This window comes from Jeotgalibacillus aurantiacus, assembly GCF_020595125.1.
GTDB classification, from domain to species: domain Bacteria; phylum Bacillota; class Bacilli; order Bacillales; family Jeotgalibacillaceae; genus Jeotgalibacillus; species Jeotgalibacillus aurantiacus.
Genome location: NZ_JACNMS010000002.1, coordinates 677,835 through 695,430, shown reverse-complemented (window position 1 = coordinate 695,430; position 17,596 = coordinate 677,835). Strand labels below are relative to the sequence as shown.

The following is a 17,596-nucleotide window of genomic DNA, read 5'->3' as shown; positions in this document are numbered from 1 at the left end:
TGTTGACAGACTATAGGTTATTTGAAATGATGGAACTATTACAAGAATCATTTGTTACTGACGCTGCTGTTAATATGTTGGAAGGATGAACCTATGGACACCTCATATTCCGGAATAGAATTGAAAGAGAGCGCAGATGCCGCTCTGATGATCCCGAGTGTACTGGAACAATTAATTACGATTCATGCATCCGATGCTATTTACATGATGAAAGCGGATCATAAGGATCAATTTATTTATTTATACGTGAACAATGCAGCCCTGCGTTCCATGAACCTCCGACGCGAGGATGTTTTAGGAAAATCCATTCTTCAGGTCATGGGTGAAGAGACAGGCAGAAAAATTCACAATTATTATTTGAAAGCTAAAGCATCAAAAAAGAATCTCCGTTATCGTGACAGGATCAGTGATGAATCAGGAACCAGTACGTTTGAAACGAGTATCACGCCTATATTCAGCGGAGAAATGAATGAAAACTACATGGTCGCTGTGGCAAGGGATGTAACGAGAGAGCAGATTGAAAGGGACAGGCTTCAGACTCTTGAACAGCGTTACCGTTCAATTATCGAAGAAAACCTCGATGCAATACTTACACTTTCCCGGGATGGCATCATGGAATCAGCAAATGAAGCTGCCAAACAAATTTTTGAATGTGACCTTTCTTCCTTACCGGGTAAGCCTGTATTATCACTGTTTCATGAAGAGGAGCTCAATAAAGTTAAACAGGCACTGAATCGCTCTATGGAAGGAACGCCTACGGAAGTCAGCTTTTTAGAGGCTAAAACTTTCTTAGAAAAACCGGTTATACTTCAGGCTAAATTTGTTCCGATAAAGCTTGAGGGATCAGTGCAGGGAGTTTATTTAATTGCAAGGGATACAACTGCTGAAATTGAGACGGATGAAAAAATTAATTACCTGCATTTTCACGATAGGTTAACCGGTCTTCCTAACAGACAGGCATTAAAAAGCAGGATTGCTGAAATGACTGCGAATCAAAAAAATGAATCACACGCAATTCTCTGTCTTGACCTTGATAATTTCAAAGCATTGAATGAAGCACTTGGGTATACAACTGGCGACGAACTGCTCGTAAAGGTCGCTAAACGTTTGGAAGGCTACAGTGGATTATCAGATAATCTTTTCCGTCTCACTGCAGATGAATTCATTATGACAATGGAGAGAACATCAAAAGAAGAAATCGAAAAAATGGCTTCAGGTGTAATCCGCCTTTTCGCTGAACCATTTGTGATCAGGGGACAAGAATACTTTATTTCAGCAAGTATTGGCATCAGTCTTTTTCCACAAGATGGCATGGATGATGACAGCCTGGTCAATCATGCGGGTCATGCACTCCAGATGGCTAAACGAAAAGGACGGTCTCTGTACCAGTTTTATAATGTCGAAATGAATAAATCATCATCAAGAAAAATGATGATGGAGAACCATTTGAGAAGAGCGATTGAGTTTGACGAGCTTTCGCTTGTGTATCAGCCGCAGGTTAATCTTAAAAATGGTGAAATTAACAGTGTAGAAGCTTTACTCAGGTGGAATAACAGGAAGTTTGGGCATGTGTCACCAGGCGAATTCATCCCGGTTGCGGAAGAAAGCGGTCAAATCCTTCCGATCGGCTTGTGGGTCATTGATCAGGCGTGTCAACAGCTGTTTAAATGGACAAGCCAAGGAATCAGGCATACCCGGATCGCCATTAATATTTCACCTAAACAGTTTGCACAGGAAAACTTTGATGAAATGATTATGGAGTCTCTCAAAAAGTATGATGTAGATCCAGACCTGCTGGAGATTGAGATCACTGAGAGTGCGATGAGTAATATGACAGAAACACTGAGTATGCTGAAAAAACTGAAGAACATCGGAGTGAAAATTTCCGTTGACGACTTCGGAACAGGATATTCGTCCCTTAACTACCTCCGCCAATTTCCAATTGATATTCTGAAAATTGATCAGTCATTTGTAAAAGAGCTGAGATCTGAAAAAAAGGATGCGGCAATTACTAAAACGATTATTCACCTTGCACATAGCCTAGGGCTTGAAGTGGTGGCTGAAGGGGTGGAAGAGCCTTTTCAGGTGCGTTTTCTGCAGAATGCCCAATGTCAAAAGGGGCAGGGTTATTTCTTCAGTAAACCGTTGCCATCGTGTGAAATGGAAAAAAAGCTCCTTTCAATCGGCTAGGACAATCTGATGATTGACATAAGCTTTGCTGTAAGTTAACGTAAAATTATTGTGCAAAATAATGAGATTACGTTAAAAGGAGCTTTTACATTGAATAAAGGAATTGCGCTTCAACTGTTACGTATCCCTACAAATGCTGGAACAATTGTGGCTTACATCGAGGGGTTTCAATCAGTTCAGGATAAAGGAACCGTCTTTGCTGAATTAAACGGTAAAGCAGTAACAGCATCAGGCTTTAATCGTAAAAAAACAATTGTTCGTGCGATCGCAAAGCTTCATCAGCAGCATGCCATCCAGCAGGACTTTACAAAATAAAAAAACCTGGTCAGGTAATCTAGTGTCAGATCACTATTTTACAGGATCAGGCTTTTTTATTTTCACAATAAAGAGTATAATGAATGAATAGTCATTCATTATAAGGGGGATGTATATGTCAAAAGTGTATATTGTTACAGGCGGTTCAAACGGGATGGGGAAATATATGGCGCAGCGTCTGGTGAATGATGGCCACTCAGTGCTGATCACCGGACGGGATGAAGAAAAGCTGATCGCTGCTGTAAATGAATTGAAAAGCGGTCAGGGAAACATCGCTTATTTTCAAATGGATGTAAGGGAGCCTGAGCTCGCTGAAGCAATGGTGCAAAAGGCAGTCGATGAATTTGGCACGCTTCATGGGTTGATTAATAATGCAGCAGGAAACTTCATCTGTCCTGTTGAAAAAATGTCAGCTAATGCCTGGAGAGCTGTTATTGATATCGTTTTAAACGGTACCTTTAATTGTACGAAAGCTGCAGGAGACTATTGGATTAAAAATGATATTAAAGGTGTTATCATCAATATGGTGGCTACATATGCATGGAATGCCGGAGCGGGAGTTGCACATTCCGCAGCAGCAAAAGCAGGGGTTCTATCACTAACAAGAACAATTGCAGTTGAATGGGGTCATAAATATGGTATTCGTGCGAATGCCATTGCGCCTGGACCAATTGAAAGAACAGGCGGAGCTGAAAAACTGTGGGAATCTGAAGAAGCTGCAAAAAGAACCCTTCAGTCTGTACCGTTAAAAAGACTTGGTAAGCCTGAAGAGATTGCTGCGCTGGCAGCCTTTATGCTATCTGATGATGCAGCATATATGAATGGTGAATGTATAGCACTTGATGGCGGACAGTGGCTCAATGCATTTCCATTTTAGATCCCAATAAACACTGGATTTTTAAAATTGATGAATGAAAAATCCACTTTTCACTCACCCTATAGAAAAAAGGTGTGTGAAAAATGGATGCAGTTACGGTTGGTCTGATTATTCTTATTACCGTTATTCTTGCAGGATCCTTAATCATGACGCTCAGAACCGCTTATTGGGTTAAGAAAAGGGAAGCCGTTCAGGATGCTGAAATTTCAACGAAAGTCAGGGAGCACAACCTGTTTTTAAACCCGGTATTCCTAACATATGTTTTTGCAGGGATTGTGTGGGCCGGGACTGTCATTTATATGGTGCTGGCTTACAGCTGAACAAAAAAACCAGTGAGTCCGGACTCACTGGTTTTTTGTTGGAGTGCATAATGCATTACTCACAAACAATATTTAGTTTTCCGGCGAGTTCTTCCAGATTAAATCCTCTAACTACTTCAGCATCATTAATAAGTACCGTCGGGGTAGAGTAGGATGCGAGCTGATCTATCATAAACTGTCTTGATTCAACATCGGTTTTAATATTGATTTCCTCGAACTGGATTTCATGTGCCCTGAAAAATTTTTTAACAATTTCGCACGGTGGGCATTGGGGCTGTGTATATAAAACAACCTTTGGCACAACCATCACTTCCTTTTGCTTTTAAACTTACCTTTAGTTTCTCTTATAAGGCAGACAGTGTCAAAAGATTTGCAGGCAAACACAAGAAATCCCTGTTCTCATATTGTATTGTGTGGTATAGTAATCCTTGTTTTGTAATAGCCGAAAAAGGGAATCATGGTTGATATGGACGTGAATTCATACGCTAATGGACATCTGAAAAGTTCCCATATCTTATTAATGGCGTTATAAAGAAAAGAATCGTTTACTTTTAATAGAAGGGAGAATACCACATGTCTCAGTTAATGGGGATTATCCAACGTTTAAAATCGTTACAGGAACAAGATCAGTCAGGTGAAGTACCTTCCCGTTTCTTCGAACTGAACGGAAAACGCGTTTGTCAGGTAAAATACTTTGGAGCAAACGACACATTTGAACTTGAAGTATATGACAAAGATCAGAAAGCTCAAAAATATCCATTCGACAACATCGATATGACAGCCATCGAAATTTATGAGCTGCTTCAGGAAGAAAATAATCAGTAATCACACCAAACCGGGGCCACCCCGGTTTTTATTATGGATAAAAACGGACATATGACCTCGAGGAGCTAGTCGCCGGAGCTGGACAATGGAAAGCGTGGATGGTCCTGGTCCTTGTATAATGTTAACGTGAGTTTAAATTTTCATACCCAGGGCATGGGGCATCCGAAGACTCCTGCGGCGGAAAGGGACAGGTGAAACCGATGTGCGAAGCACAGCGGGTTCACCGCCCGGCCTCGGAAAGCGTAGGATGGTCCAGGTCCGGTTCAACTCTGGAAATTAATGATAAAAACCAGCCAATATAATAGAGAACAAATTTACCATTATGTTATGATAAAGGCAGTGAGATTTAAAAAAGGGGTTTATACAATGATTACCATCGACCATAAGGAATTTCTTGAAACAGCCATTGAACAGTACATCATTCCATCTGAAAAAATTGCCCATGTTCAGGAACTGAACACAGCAGAACATGCATTGCTCGTGTTAACAAAAAGCGGATACTCAGCCATACCGGTGCTGGATGCAACCTACCATCTGAAAGGCCTGATTAACGTACAAATGATAACGGATTCAATGCTCGGAATGGAGCAGATTGAATTTGATCGTTTAAACGAAAAGAAAGTGCAGGATATTATGCAAACGAATATCCCTTGTCTGAAAATGACTGATCAGTTTCAATACGCTTTAAACCTTCTTGTCGACCATCCGTTTCTCTGTGTGATGGATAAAGACGGTTATTTTGAAGGGATTCTGACGAGACGGGTCATGTTAAAACAATTACAGCGTCACATCCATAAACAAATTCAGCGTTCTTAAAGCAGCCGGGAGCCGACAGATGAGCCAAACAGAACATGATCAGAAAATAATTAAATACAGACCTTATATACTCGCATCCGTCATGCTTGCCATGTTTGTCGGCGCGATTGAAGCAACGATTGTTTCTACTGCCATGCCTTCTATAACGGCAGATCTTGGAGGATTCCAGCTCTATAGCTGGGTTTTTTCTTCTTATCTGCTGATGAGCACCGTAACGGTTCTGCTGTACGGAAAACTGTCTGATTTATTCGGACGCAAACCGGTCATGACGCTTGGGATGTCACTCTTTTTAATTGGTTCTATTTTGTGCGGATTTGCTGAATCAATGGAGTGGCTGATTGCGTTCAGATTTATTCAGGGGCTTGGAGCAGGTGCGGTTTTACCTATCGCAACAACCATTGTCGGAGATATTTATACGAAGGAAGAACGGGCTAAGATCCAGGGCTACCTGTCGAGTGTGTGGGGAATATCAGCTGTAATGGGGCCTGCAATTGGCGGTTTGCTTGTTGAAACAGTCGGCTGGCAATACGTATTCTGGGTGAACATTCCGCTTGGATTGCTTTCACTCACAGGTTTATGGCTGTTTTTAAAAGAGGATGTAGAAAAAAACAGATCTCCAATTGATTATAAAGGTGCCATCCTTTTAACGCTGGCGCTGACCTTTCTGTTATACCTTCTGGTTGAAGGTGGCGTGTCTGTTTCATGGACTTCGGTGCAGGCTATCGTATTACTTGTTCTCGCTGCCCTGCTGTTAGTCTGGTTTGTCCTGCATGAGCTGAAGGTGGAGGATCCAATGATGCCATTTTCCATCTGGCAAAACAGGGCCATTTTTATTGCTAATGCAGCTTCACTCATGACGGGTGTCCTGTTGATCGGCATATCGAGTTATCTGCCGGCATTTGTCACAGGCGTCATGGAAGAGGATGCGAGGACAGCGGGGTTTACATTAACAGCTATGTCAATTGGGTGGCCAATTGCGGCTACAATAGCCGGAAGACTGCTGATTAAAATTGGCTATTATAAGACGAGTCTGATGGGCGGTTCTGCACTCATTCTAGGAACACTTCTGTTTGTTCTCATGAAGCCGGAATATGGTCCGTGGTGGGCAGCGATGTCGTCATTCTTTGTCGGCGTTGGGATGGGATTAACAACGACATCCTTTATCGTTTCCATCCAGAGTGCGGTGCCATGGAATTTGAGAGGTGCTGCAACGGCTGCCAATATGTTTATGAGAAATCTCGGTAGTACGATTGGTGTAGCATTGCTCGGAGGCGTACTGAATGCTTCTATTCAGCGGTCTTTTACGGCAGATGAAAGTGATGAGCTTAACGGATTAGGTGTGGAAGCAGTGAACAGTCTTCTAGAAGAAGAACAGCGCAACACCCTCGATCCTGACGTGCTTGCCGGACTACAGGAAGCCATGACGGGTGGATTAAGCACGGTTTACCTCATTGTATTCGGCTTCGCGGTTGCTGCCTTTATCCTTTTATTCTTCCTGCCAAAAAATGAATAATGTTAGAAGGAGAAGATAAATGAACCGTTCAGATTACCGTCTTCTTGATATTCTTGCTCAGGAAATGAATATGCGAAAAGCAGCAGAGCGTCTTTTTGTATCTCAGCCCGCATTATCACAAAGACTTCAGACGATCGAAAAGGAATGGCAAAAGCCATTGTTTATCCGTTCTCAAAAAGGACTCACCCTTACACCTGCCGGAGAAATGATTGTGAACCTGTCAAGGGAAGTTCTGGCAAAAGAAGAGGGCATCAAAGAAAAGCTTCAATCACTTGATTCCCAGGTGTATGGAACGCTAAAGATCGCCTGTGCTTCAATCGTCGGTCAGAACTGGCTGCCAAAGGTGCTGAAATTGTTTGTAGAGACAAATCCTCATGCGAGAATTTCGCTTATTACCGGATGGAGCAGTGAAATTTTGCAGGCTGTTTATAATGGGGATGTTCATATAGGCATTATCAGAGGGACACCTGATTGGAAAGGGCCGAAAATGCATCTCTTTCAGGATCAGCTTTATTTAGTGGATCGGGAAATCCGCAGAATTGAAGATCTGCATTTGACTAATCGCCCATTTATACAGTTCAAAAGTGATTCCACTTACTATCAGGAAATTCAGGAGTGGTGGAACCGTCAATTTCAGATTACGCCGAGGCAAAATATTCTGGTGGATCAGATTGAAACGTGTAAGCAAATGGCATTAAATGGTATTGGGTATGCCATCCTTCCATCAATTACGCTGACAGGTGAGGAGGATGTGTATACAACAGCATTGAATATGGAGGATGAGACTGCATTGAAAAGAGATACGTGGCTGCTTGGATATCAGTCTGCATTTGAGCTTCCTCAGGTCGAGGCATTTATTGAATCCGTCAATCTGCACCTTGAAAAAACGAACAAAAACTGATCACTTGTCTACACATGCTGTGATCTGATAAAGTAAAAGAGGATTTATAATTATTCAAACAATTGAGAGGAGAATGCAACAATGAATCAGATGGATGCAAATGAAATCATTTCTTACATACAGAATGCGAAGAAGTCAACACCTGTAAAAGTATATGTAAAAGGTGCTGACCTTCACAAAATTAATTTTGGTGATGCTTCTCAGACGTTTTTATCAGAAGGATCAGGCGTTGTTTTCGGAGAGTGGGCTGACATTGCACCTGCACTTGAAGAAAATAAAGATCAGATCTGGGATTATGTCGTTGAAAATGACCGTCGTAACTCTGCGATCCCGATGCTTGACCTGAAAAATATTAAAGCCCGTATTGAGCCAGGTGCAATTATCCGCGATCAGGTTGAAATCGGTGACAATGCAGTCATCATGATGGGCGCTTCTATTAACATCGGATCAGTAATCGGTGAAGGAACAATGATCGATATGAACGTCGTAATGGGAGGCCGTGCAACAGTAGGTAAGAACTGTCATATCGGAGCAGGTTCTGTTCTTGCCGGAGTCATCGAGCCGCCATCAGCTAAGCCGGTTGTCGTGGAAGATGATGTTGTCATTGGTGCCAATGCCGTTGTACTTGAAGGTGTAACCGTTGGTAAAGGTGCTGTTGTTGCAGCAGGCGCAATTGTTATTGAAGACGTAGAACCTTATACAGTTGTTGCCGGTACGCCTGCAAAAATGATTAAGAAAATTGATGAAAAAACAAAGTCAAAAACAGAAATCAAACAGGAACTCCGTCAGCTTTAATACGGGATTTCATATAAAGAGGCTGGAACGACTCTGATGAGTGCTGTCCCAGCCTTTTTTCTGAAGCAAATGATGTGTGGATATTCCTGCAGTCAGTGACCATTAAGGATGGTTGGAGATCCTGACTGCAATGAAGTGATGTCCGTTTAACAGCGCGAAAGGAATGAAATAAATGAACTCATTTGTTCAAATCAGAAGAGATTTACACAAAATTCCTGAAATCGGCTATCAGGAATTTAAAACACAGCAGTATTTGCTCCGTTATATAGAAAGCCTTCCTCAGGAGCGAATCGAAATCAAAAAGTGGGAAACAGGTCTCTTTGTACGGCTGACAGGTTTGAAACCTGAATCCAAAACGATTGCCTATCGGACAGATATTGATGGACTGCCGATCACAGAGCTGACGGGACTTGATTTTGCTTCCGAGCATCCTGGCAGAATGCATGCGTGCGGCCACGACTTTCATATGGCGATCGCACTTGGTATTTTGACCGAGCTCGTTAATCAGCCGCCTGAAGTAAATGTTCTGTTTATCTTCCAGCCGGCAGAGGAAGGACCTGGCGGAGCGGCCAGAATGCTCGAGTCAAAAGAAATGCAGGAGTGGATGCCTGATGAAATTATGGGTCTTCATATTGCGCCTGAATACAAAGCGGGCGTGGTCGCATCAAAGCCTGGACTTTTATTTGCCAATACATCAGAACTGAAAATCACCATGAAAGGAAAGGGTGGACATGCTGCTTATCCTCACAAAACGAGAGATATGATTGTGGCGGGTGCCCATTTAATTACACAGCTTCAAACCATTGTGGCACGTTCAGTGGATCCGCTAGACAGCGGTGTCGTAACGATAGGAAAGCTTGAAGCCGGTACTGTCGGCAACATCATTGCTGAAACAGCAGAATTAAACGGAACAATGCGAAGCCTGGACCCGGAAACGATGGAGATTTTAAAAAGCCGCGTTCGTGCAATCTGTGAAGGAATCAGCGCATCCTTCGAGTGTGAAGTTATTCCGGAGTTTAACCAGCCGTATTATATGGTTTATAACGATGAGGAATCGGTGAACGACTTTATCACTTTTGCTGAATCTTACGAGGGTGTTGAGTTTGTTCATTGTAAAAAAGCGATGACCGGCGAAGATTTCGGATATTTTCTTAAAGAAATCCCGGGCTTTATGTTCTGGCTTGGTGTGGATTCAACGTACGGATTGCACCATGCGAAATTAAACCCTGACGAAAAGGCGATTGGTATCGCGATCGGGTTAATGAGAGATTATATACACACTAAATAAATCAGTTTTAATGTTGTCGAAATTCTAAATCGTGCCAGGTCATTCCTTCGCTTTTCGCGGCCGCGCGGTGAGCCAGCTAATGCTCCGCATTACGCTGTCTCACCTGTCGCTCCTCTGCCGCAGAAGTCTACGGAATGACCTGGCACTTTTTGTGTGGAAACCCTCTACTTCAACAGCCCTTTAATTATCACTTTTGAGAGTGATCTTAATTTAATGTCACGAAAATTAAAGTTTGTCTTTTAAAATTCAACACTCTAAAAACGACCTGATTGTTAAAATCAGGTCGTTTTTTGGGTTATTTTTTTTCGACATACACTTGATGAGGGAACGGGATTTCGATTCCGTTTTTATCAAGTGTTTCTTTTAATACTTTGCGTAGCTCGCGTTCGACGCCCCATTGCTCGTTATTAACTGTTTTGGCAATCACGCGGATGACGACATCTGATGCACCAAGTGTCTGAACGCCAAGTACGTTTGGTCCTTCAACGATCATGTCATTTGATGCTGCCACTTCATCACAGGCAGCCTGCATCACGGCAATAGCTTTATCGATATCATCGTCATAGGAAATGCCAATATCGATCAGAGCGCGCATGTTGCCTCGCGAGTGGTTGCTCATTCCTGTAATCTCACGGTTTGGGACAAAATGAAGTGTACCATCAAATCCGCGGATTTTCGTCTGTCTCAATCCGACTTCTTCGCAAATGCCTGAAAAACTTCCTGTTGTAATATAATCACCTACGTCAATCTGCTTCTCAAGCAAAATGAAAAAACCGGTGACCACATCACTGACGAGCCCCTGAGCACCAAAGCCGATTGCGAGCCCTATAATACCGGCTCCCGCAATTAACGCAGTGACATCATAGTTGAAAACCTGAAGAATCGTCACAACCAAAATGAAGATCAGTGCATAACCGAATACATTTTTTATCAGGCTTTCGAGTGTTTTTGCCCGACCAAGTGAAATATTTTCTTTTTCCTGATATTTTTCGAAGACATTTGATAGGATCCGGTTACCGATCGACCGGACAATTAAAAAGGCAATAATAATACCAATAATCTTTAAGGCACCAATCCCGATGGCGATCAGGAGTGCTCCCCACTCGTAGTCAGCCAGCCGGCTGCCGAGTGCATTGAACAATAAAGTTTCCATCGACTCACCCCATTAAAAAATATGTAGATTTTTTCACTATACCCTTATATCAAACAATGTAACGTAGATTCAAGTAATTCGGGTTAATTCCATTGGATTTGGACCATACTTTAGAAAAAGACTCACCTGCAGTTTCATTCAAATTGATTCTGAATTAAATTGACTATGCTATGGCAATCATTTATCATGAACAACGTGAGTTTTTTAGAGGTGAACGATTTCACCTTGATGCAGATTATTTTTGGAGGGATTTCTTATGGCAGAACGTATGGTTGGCAAGCAGGCTCCACGCTTTGAAATGGATGCTGTTCTTGCAAACAAAGAATTTGGCAAGGTTAGCCTTGAACAAAACATGAAAGAAGACAAGTGGACAGTACTTTTCTTCTATCCAATGGACTTCACTTTTGTATGTCCAACTGAAATTACAGCAATGTCAGATCGTTACGACGAATTCGAAGACCTTGATGCAGAAATTATCGGGGTTTCTACTGATACAATCCATACACACCTTGCATGGATCAACACAGAGCGTAAAGACAATGGTCTTGGCGAACTGAAATATCCACTTGCAGCAGATACAAACCATCAGGTATCACGTGAATACGGTGTCCTTATTGAAGAAGAAGGAATCGCACTTCGCGGACTATACATCATCAGCCCTGAAGGTGAACTGCAGTACCAGACAGTGTTCCACAACAACATCGGCCGTGATGTAGATGAAACACTTCGCGTACTTCAGGCCCTTCAAACAGGCGGACTTTGCCCGGCTAACTGGAAGCCAGGCCAGAAAACTCTATAATTCAAACATAACCAAAAAGAGACAGCTCGTGATATAGAGCTGTCTCTTTTTTTGCCGATCCACCACAGATAAGTTCCCTAATATACCAGGACAATGTCTATCCATACCACTCTAGCGCTTCTGATTTTGACCTGTCCATTAAACTAAAGGTGTTCATTTTCTATCTAAATCCGCCTTCAAAGCACCGGAAGGAAAGGGAATACTATTTGCAGATCTCTATTCTGCACTCCTTATTTTTGAAAAACCTCAAAAGTGCAGGGGGCATCCGAAGACTCCTGCGGCAGAGAAGCGACAGGTGAGACAGCGTAGCGCGAAGCGCTAGCTGGCTCACCGCGCGGCCGCGGAAAGCGAAGGATGCCCCCTGCACGTTTTTAGCTAAATGATAACTTATGTGAAAACTTAGAGGTCTGCCTCTAGCGAAGGATGGTCCTAGACCGGCTCTTGCTAATATGATCTCAGTCATTCGACTGATCATTTATATTTCGATATCCTATATAATCAACAAGTGTTAGAAAATAAACAAATGATAAAAAATTCAAAATAAAGGTGGAAAAATATTTCGATAACCGATATATTTAATAGTATGCTTTAACAGGAGAGGGGGAAAACACATGGATGTTTTTCAGAAATTAAAAGAGTTTTACTGGCCTCATAGACGTCATTTTATTATTTCCATTATCTTTCTATTTGTGATGACGCTGATCACGGTCGTTTATCCGATCATTCTCCAATTAACCATTGATGAAGTGGTCGGTCAGGGCAGGTATGAGATCGTACCTTACCTGGCATTTGGTTTTATCGGGCTGATGGCTGTAAAAGGGGTAGCGACCTTTATTTCTCAATATAATGGTGATTTATTTGGCATTATCTCTGTATATGATTTGAGAAAGCGCTTGTATGATAAGCTTCAGAGCCTGCCATTTCAGTATTACGATAATGCGAAGACCGGGGATATTATGTCACGTCTTACCGCGGATGTGGAAGGTTTCCGCTTTTTCCTTTCGTTCGGATTTGCAGAATTGATCCGGCTGATTTTACTGCTTGTTGTCACAACTGGACTCATGCTTTATTATTCAGTGCCATTGACGATTGTGACGATGATTTCAATTCCATTTTTAGCGATCGCAGTATATAAGTTTGATAAAAAAGTACATCCGGCGTTTCGTGGCGTCCGTCAGTCATTCGGACGGCTGAATACAAATGTTCAGGAAAATATCAGTGGGATCAATACGGTTAAATCACTTTCGAGAGAGGAACACCAGATTGGAAAATTCAATTCTTCCAATGAAGATTATAAGGAAAAGTATATATTCACTTCGGATGTCTGGGCGAAGTATTTTCCACTGATGGAGTTTCTCGGAAATGTAAGTGTCGTCCTGCTGCTTGGGTATGGTGGCTTTCTTGTGGTGAACGGACAGTTGACTCCGGGTGAGCTTACCGCTTTTTACAGCCTAGTTGGATTTATTATCTGGCCGATTATGAACCTCGGTTTTACGATTAACCAGTTTTCACAATCCAAGGCTTCCGGTGAAAGACTGCTTGAAATTCTTGAAGCGGGAGAAACCATAAAAGAACTAGCGCATGCCATCGAAATGAAAAACACAGATGGAGAAGTTGAATTTGACAATGTCACACTTCGTTATACTGAGGATGTTGAAAAAGCGCTGGACCAGGTTTCCTTTAAAGTGAGAAGTGGACAGACGGTTGGTCTGATTGGGGCAACAGGTTCAGGAAAGACGAGTATTACACAGTTAATGACGCGTTTTTATGAACCGAGTGAAGGAAGCGTGCTGATCGACGGTAAAAACGTCAATGAGTACACGGTCCAGTCTTTAAGAAAAAATGTTGGTTTTGTTCTGCAGGAGTCATTTCTTTTTTCATCAACAATCAAATCAAATATCGCATTTGGAAATCCAGGCGCGACAATGGATCAGATTGTTGAGGCAGCAAAACGTGCGCAGGCTCATGATTTCATTATGGAGCTTCCTAAAGGCTACGATACGATGCTGGGAGAAAGAGGGCTCGGATTATCAGGAGGGCAGAAACAGCGTATTGCGATTGCGAGAGCGATCTGCCTTGATCCGGGGATTTTAATTTTGGATGATGCAACAAGTGCGGTGGATATGCAGACTGAATTTGAAATTCAAAAAGCATTAAAGGAAGTTATGCGCGGAAGAACAACCTTTATTATTGCGCACCGGATTTCTTCATTAAAACATGCTGATGAAATTTTTGTTTTTGAAAATGGGCGCATCACCCACCGGGGAAAACACGATGAATTGATCAAAACAGAAGGACAGTACAGAAGAATTTATGATATTCAGTATAAAGATCAGATTGAACTGGCGGCCAGTATGAAAGCGGGGGCAAGCCGATGAGTAAAGCGTCAAATGCAAAAGAAAGATTTCATTATTCCACCGATCAGGTGATTGAGAAGCCGTTTAACTGGATGCAGCTTTGGAGGCTGCTGCACTATTTGAAGCCTTATACAAAAAAGCTTCTGCCTCTTTCTGTTTTAATGGTTTTAATTACAACTGCAGTCCGGCTTGTGATTCCAATTATGATCGGGATTTATGTGATTGATGAAGCGATCATGTCAAAGGACGGAGACTTGCTTCTCCTGCTTGTTGGTGTCATCGCAGGGCTTTATATTGTTAACTATGTAGCCAATATTTTCAGGATAAAATGGATGAATATACTTGGTCAAAGTGTGATTTATGATTTGAGAAAGCATTTATTTACGCACGTACAGTGGCTGAGTAACCGCTTCTTTGATCAGCGTTCGGCGGGATCTATTCTGGTCCGGATTATGAATGATATTAACTCCTTACAGGAATTGTTTACGAATGGGGTTATTAACCTGCTGATGGATGCGTTGATGCTGATTGGGATTTTCATTATCCTGTTTACGATCAGCCCGCAGCTGGCGCTTGCCGTCATGATTGTTCTGCCGTTAATGTTTTTGATTTCAACTAAATTGAGAAAGAAAATCAGACGTTCATGGCAGACGGTGCGTCTAAAGCAGTCAAAGCTGAATTCTCACCTGAATGAAAGTCTTCAGGGAATGCGTGTAACACAATCCTTTACGCAGGAAAAAGAAAATGCAGCTTATTTTAATGGTGTAAATACGGAAACGTTTGAAAGCTGGCAGGATGCGACGAAGAAGAATGCAACCTTCCGGCCTCTCGTTGAAATGACAAATGCAGTAGGGTCGGCGATTCTCATCTGGTATGGTGCCTACCTGATTCAAAGCGGCAGCTTGCAGATCGGTGAATTTGTTACGTTTGCCTTCATGGTAGGCATGTTCTGGGAGCCGATTTCAAGACTTGGTATGGTCTATAACCAGTTGTTAATGGGGATGGCTTCTTCTGAGCGGATCTTCGAGTTTCTGGATGAAAAACCGAACGTCGCTGAAAAAGAAAACGCTGTTGAGTTGAAAGAAATTAAAGGGAAAATTGACTTTGAAAACGTTGAGTTTGCTTATACTGAAGATCGTAAGGCATTAAATAAGCTTTCACTGTCTATTAAAGCCGGTGAAACCATTGCCTTGGTTGGTCACACTGGATCGGGTAAAACGACGATTGCCAACCTTGTTACCCGCTTTTATGATCCAACTGCCGGTTCTGTTAAAATGGACGGCCATGATTTGAAAGATGTGTCTTTAAGAAGTCTCAGGTCTCAAATTTCGATCGTATTGCAGGATACATTTATTTTCTCGGGTACCATTAAAGATAATATCCGGTTTGGTTTTCCTCATGCAACGGATGAGCAGATTATTGATGCTGCCAAGGCAGTTGGGGCGCACGGATTTATTGAACGGCTGCCTAAAGGGTACGATACAGAAGTAGAAGAGCGTGGCAATATCCTGTCGGTAGGGGAAAGGCAATTAATTTCATTTGCCCGTGCACTGCTTGCTGACCCGAGGATTATCATTCTGGATGAGGCGACGGCTTCTATTGATACAGAAACTGAAGTGATCATTCAGAAGGCGCTGTCCACTCTTCTTGAAGGACGTACAGCCATCATTATTGCGCACAGACTGTCAACTATTCGGGATGCTGATAAAATTTATGTTCTTGATCACGGGAACCTGATGGAATACGGCAATCATCAGGAGCTGATGGAACGCAAAGGCATCTATCACGGTCTGGTTCAGTCACAGTTCACGATGCAAAAAGAAGCTTAAATGAAATTTTGACAAATTTATAAACAGATAAAGCCCTCTGATACATTTCAGAGGGCTTTATTCATTGATTTTTTTTATGAGCAGGATGTATACTATAAGCAAATAGTTTGTGAAGGATGTCACAAAATATTCATGTTCAACATATCACAAACATTCTTCCTGTTATATGGTGATGATCGCTTAGTGGTATAGTAAAGATAACAATAAGTTGGAAATCGGGAGGGAATACCAGTGCTAGATTTAGATGGCGTTACGCTCACCAGGCTGCTCACGGCAGCAACATTAATGTTTCACGTAATTTTTGCAACGATAGGTGTCGGAATCCCGGTCATGATTGCCATTGCGGAATTTTTGGGTATAAAGAAAAATGACCCACACTATCTTCTGCTTGCAAGACGATGGGCAAGAGGCTTCACAATCACAGTAGCGGTTGGAGTTGTGACCGGTACAGCAATTGGTCTGCAGCTGTCATTACTGTGGCCGAGCTTTATGCAGCTGGCTGGACAAGTAATCGCACTGCCGCTGTTCATGGAAACATTTGCTTTCTTTTTTGAAGCAATCTTCCTTGGAATCTATCTTTACACATGGGACCGTTTTAAAAACAGATGGCTGCACTGGCTGTTGAATATACCGATTGTGATTGGGGCTACTTTATCAGGGTTCTTCATTACAACGGTAAACGCATTTATGAATACACCGCAGGGCTTTGATCTTCTTGATGGAGAAGCGGTAAACATTGATCCGCTCGCAGCGATGTTTAATCCTGCGACACCGACAAAAGTATTTCATGTTTTGACATCGAGTTATATGACATCGGCTTTAATTCTTGCTGCAATAGCAGCATTTATGATTTTAAAGAAAAAAGGCAGCTTTACTTACCATAAAAAAGCGCTGAAAATGACGATGATTGCCGGTTTGATTTTTACAGCCGGTACAGCGCTCGCAGGTGATCTTTCAGCTAAGTTCCTTGCTAAAGAGCAACCTGAAAAATTAGCTGCTGCCGAGTGGCATTTTGAAACTGAGTCCAATGCGGATCTCATTGTCTTCGGAACCATTGATGAAAACAATGAAATCAGTAATGAAATCCGGATTCCTGGCGCATTGAGTTTTCTTGCGGGTAATTCGTTTGATACCGAAGTCATCGGTCTAAATGAATTCCCTGAAGAAGAGCGCCCACCTTTATGGGTACACTATGCATTTGACCTGATGGTTTCAATCGGTATGTACTCCATGTTTATCGCAGGAATTTTCGTCCTGTTCAGCTTTATTAAACGATTTAATGAACATAATAAATTCCTGCTGATGGGGATCATTGCGAGTGGACCGCTTGCAATGCTGGCGGTTGAATTCGGCTGGGTTTACGCAGAAGTTGGACGTCAACCTTGGATTCTCAGAGGGATCATGACGGTGGATGAAGCAGCAACCACTTCAAGCTCAGTGGGTATTGCATTCGGATTGTTCCTTGCACTGTATGCTGTACTTGGCTTCTTCTGTGTACGTGTACTGTTGAAGATGTTCAGAAACAAACCGGCTGAAGCAGAACTGGAACAGCGCTTCCCTGGAGGTAAACTGTAAAACAGGATGACAACTGATTCTGCATGTGCAGAATCAGTTGTTC

16 protein-coding genes are annotated in these 17,596 nt (G+C 42.3%); 14 read left to right on the top strand and 2 right to left on the bottom strand.

The features are described from left to right. Nucleotides 1–93: 93 nt before the first annotated feature. The 4 genes from H7968_RS08260 to H7968_RS08245 all read left to right on the top strand — a co-directional run bounded on the left by H7968_RS08260 (nt 94) and on the right by H7968_RS08245 (nt 3,702). On the top strand, nt 94–2,190 hold the full coding sequence (locus tag H7968_RS08260) for an EAL domain-containing protein (RefSeq protein WP_227395680.1): 2,097 nt from the start codon (nt 94–96) through the stop codon (nt 2,188–2,190). Between the two features lie 90 nt (nt 2,191–2,280). Then, nucleotides 2,281–2,505 (top strand): hypothetical protein, encoded by a 225-nt coding sequence (locus tag H7968_RS08255; protein WP_227395679.1) that lies wholly within the window; start codon nt 2,281–2,283, stop codon nt 2,503–2,505. A 109-nt stretch (nt 2,506–2,614) separates the two neighbouring features. Continuing rightward, nucleotides 2,615–3,382, top strand: coding sequence for a 2,4-dienoyl-CoA reductase (gene fadH, locus H7968_RS08250; RefSeq protein WP_406566391.1), 768 nt, complete (start codon nt 2,615–2,617; stop codon nt 3,380–3,382). Between the two features lie 83 nt (nt 3,383–3,465). Further along, entirely contained in the window at nt 3,466–3,702 is a 237-nt protein-coding gene (locus H7968_RS08245; RefSeq protein WP_227395677.1) for a hypothetical protein, read from the top strand. Between the two features lie 55 nt (nt 3,703–3,757). Here H7968_RS08245 and H7968_RS08240 read toward each other — a convergent pair whose 3' ends face one another. Further along, nucleotides 3,758–4,003 carry a glutaredoxin family protein gene (locus tag H7968_RS08240; RefSeq protein ID WP_406566390.1) on the bottom strand — a complete coding sequence of 82 codons (246 nt, stop codon included), beginning with the start codon at nt 4,001–4,003 and terminating at the stop codon, nt 3,758–3,760. A gap of 272 nt (nt 4,004–4,275) precedes the next feature. On the opposite strand from H7968_RS08240, the gene H7968_RS08235 reads away from it, so the two are divergent. The 6 genes from H7968_RS08235 to H7968_RS08210 all read left to right on the top strand — a co-directional run bounded on the left by H7968_RS08235 (nt 4,276) and on the right by H7968_RS08210 (nt 9,840). After that, nucleotides 4,276–4,527: a YkuJ family protein gene (locus tag H7968_RS08235; RefSeq protein ID WP_134372153.1), complete on the top strand. Its 252-nt coding sequence runs from the start codon at nt 4,276–4,278 to the stop codon at nt 4,525–4,527. 366 nt (nt 4,528–4,893) lie between these two features. Continuing rightward, entirely contained in the window at nt 4,894–5,343 is a 450-nt protein-coding gene (gene cbpB / locus H7968_RS08230; RefSeq protein WP_134372151.1) for a cyclic-di-AMP-binding protein CbpB, read from the top strand. Between the two features lie 19 nt (nt 5,344–5,362). Further along, a complete protein-coding gene (locus H7968_RS08225; RefSeq protein ID WP_227395675.1) occupies nt 5,363–6,856 on the top strand; it encodes an MDR family MFS transporter in 1,494 nt (497 codons plus the stop codon). A 19-nt stretch (nt 6,857–6,875) separates the two neighbouring features. Beyond that, entirely contained in the window at nt 6,876–7,757 is an 882-nt protein-coding gene (locus H7968_RS08220; RefSeq protein WP_227395674.1) for a LysR family transcriptional regulator, read from the top strand. Nucleotides 7,758–7,838: 81 nt separating this feature from the next. Beyond that, entirely contained in the window at nt 7,839–8,552 is a 714-nt protein-coding gene (dapD, locus tag H7968_RS08215; protein ID WP_227395673.1) for a 2,3,4,5-tetrahydropyridine-2,6-dicarboxylate N-acetyltransferase, read from the top strand. Between the two features lie 172 nt (nt 8,553–8,724). After that, entirely contained in the window at nt 8,725–9,840 is a 1,116-nt protein-coding gene (locus H7968_RS08210) for an N-acetyldiaminopimelate deacetylase (RefSeq protein ID WP_227395672.1), read from the top strand. 295 nt (nt 9,841–10,135) lie between these two features. Here the strand turns inward: H7968_RS08210 and H7968_RS08205 are convergent, their stop codons facing one another. After that, nucleotides 10,136–10,993 carry a mechanosensitive ion channel family protein gene (locus tag H7968_RS08205; protein WP_227395671.1) on the bottom strand — a complete coding sequence of 286 codons (858 nt, stop codon included), beginning with the start codon at nt 10,991–10,993 and terminating at the stop codon, nt 10,136–10,138. Between the two features lie 256 nt (nt 10,994–11,249). Here H7968_RS08205 and H7968_RS08200 point away from each other — a divergent pair, with 256 nt between their 5' ends. The 4 genes from H7968_RS08200 (at nt 11,250) to H7968_RS08185 (ending at nt 17,553) form a co-directional block, all read left to right on the top strand. Further along, nucleotides 11,250–11,792, top strand: coding sequence for a peroxiredoxin (locus H7968_RS08200; protein WP_134372139.1), 543 nt, complete (start codon nt 11,250–11,252; stop codon nt 11,790–11,792). Between the two features lie 611 nt (nt 11,793–12,403). Beyond that, nucleotides 12,404–14,170: an ABC transporter ATP-binding protein gene (locus H7968_RS08195; RefSeq protein WP_227395670.1), complete on the top strand. Its 1,767-nt coding sequence runs from the start codon at nt 12,404–12,406 to the stop codon at nt 14,168–14,170. Further along, on the top strand, nt 14,167–15,978 hold the full coding sequence (locus H7968_RS08190) for an ABC transporter ATP-binding protein (protein ID WP_227395669.1): 1,812 nt from the start codon (nt 14,167–14,169) through the stop codon (nt 15,976–15,978). Before H7968_RS08195 ends, H7968_RS08190 begins: the two co-directional genes overlap by 4 nt. Before the next feature lie 231 nt (nt 15,979–16,209). Then, a complete protein-coding gene (locus tag H7968_RS08185) occupies nt 16,210–17,553 on the top strand; it encodes a cytochrome ubiquinol oxidase subunit I (protein ID WP_227395668.1) in 1,344 nt (447 codons plus the stop codon). Nucleotides 17,554–17,596 lie beyond the last annotated feature (43 nt).

Bases quoted from the DNA above. Each gene is read 5' to 3' on its own strand.
- H7968_RS08210 (WP_227395672.1), top strand. From the start codon at position 8,725: ATGAACTCATTTGTTCAAATCAGAAGAGATTTACACAAAATTCCTGAA.
- H7968_RS08205 (WP_227395671.1), bottom strand. From the start codon at position 10,993: ATGGAAACTTTATTGTTCAATGCACTCGGCAGCCGGCTGGCTGACTAC.
- H7968_RS08220 (WP_227395674.1), top strand. From the start codon at position 6,876: ATGAACCGTTCAGATTACCGTCTTCTTGATATTCTTGCTCAGGAAATG.
- H7968_RS08245 (WP_227395677.1), top strand. From the start codon at position 3,466: ATGGATGCAGTTACGGTTGGTCTGATTATTCTTATTACCGTTATTCTT.
- cbpB (WP_134372151.1), top strand. From the start codon at position 4,894: ATGATTACCATCGACCATAAGGAATTTCTTGAAACAGCCATTGAACAG.
- dapD (WP_227395673.1), top strand. From the start codon at position 7,839: ATGAATCAGATGGATGCAAATGAAATCATTTCTTACATACAGAATGCG.
- H7968_RS08190 (WP_227395669.1), top strand. From the start codon at position 14,167: ATGAGTAAAGCGTCAAATGCAAAAGAAAGATTTCATTATTCCACCGAT.
- H7968_RS08235 (WP_134372153.1), top strand. From the start codon at position 4,276: ATGTCTCAGTTAATGGGGATTATCCAACGTTTAAAATCGTTACAGGAA.
- H7968_RS08260 (WP_227395680.1), top strand. From the start codon at position 94: ATGGACACCTCATATTCCGGAATAGAATTGAAAGAGAGCGCAGATGCC.
- fadH (WP_406566391.1), top strand. From the start codon at position 2,615: ATGTATATGTCAAAAGTGTATATTGTTACAGGCGGTTCAAACGGGATG.
- H7968_RS08200 (WP_134372139.1), top strand. From the start codon at position 11,250: ATGGCAGAACGTATGGTTGGCAAGCAGGCTCCACGCTTTGAAATGGAT.
- H7968_RS08225 (WP_227395675.1), top strand. From the start codon at position 5,363: ATGAGCCAAACAGAACATGATCAGAAAATAATTAAATACAGACCTTAT.
- H7968_RS08195 (WP_227395670.1), top strand. From the start codon at position 12,404: ATGGATGTTTTTCAGAAATTAAAAGAGTTTTACTGGCCTCATAGACGT.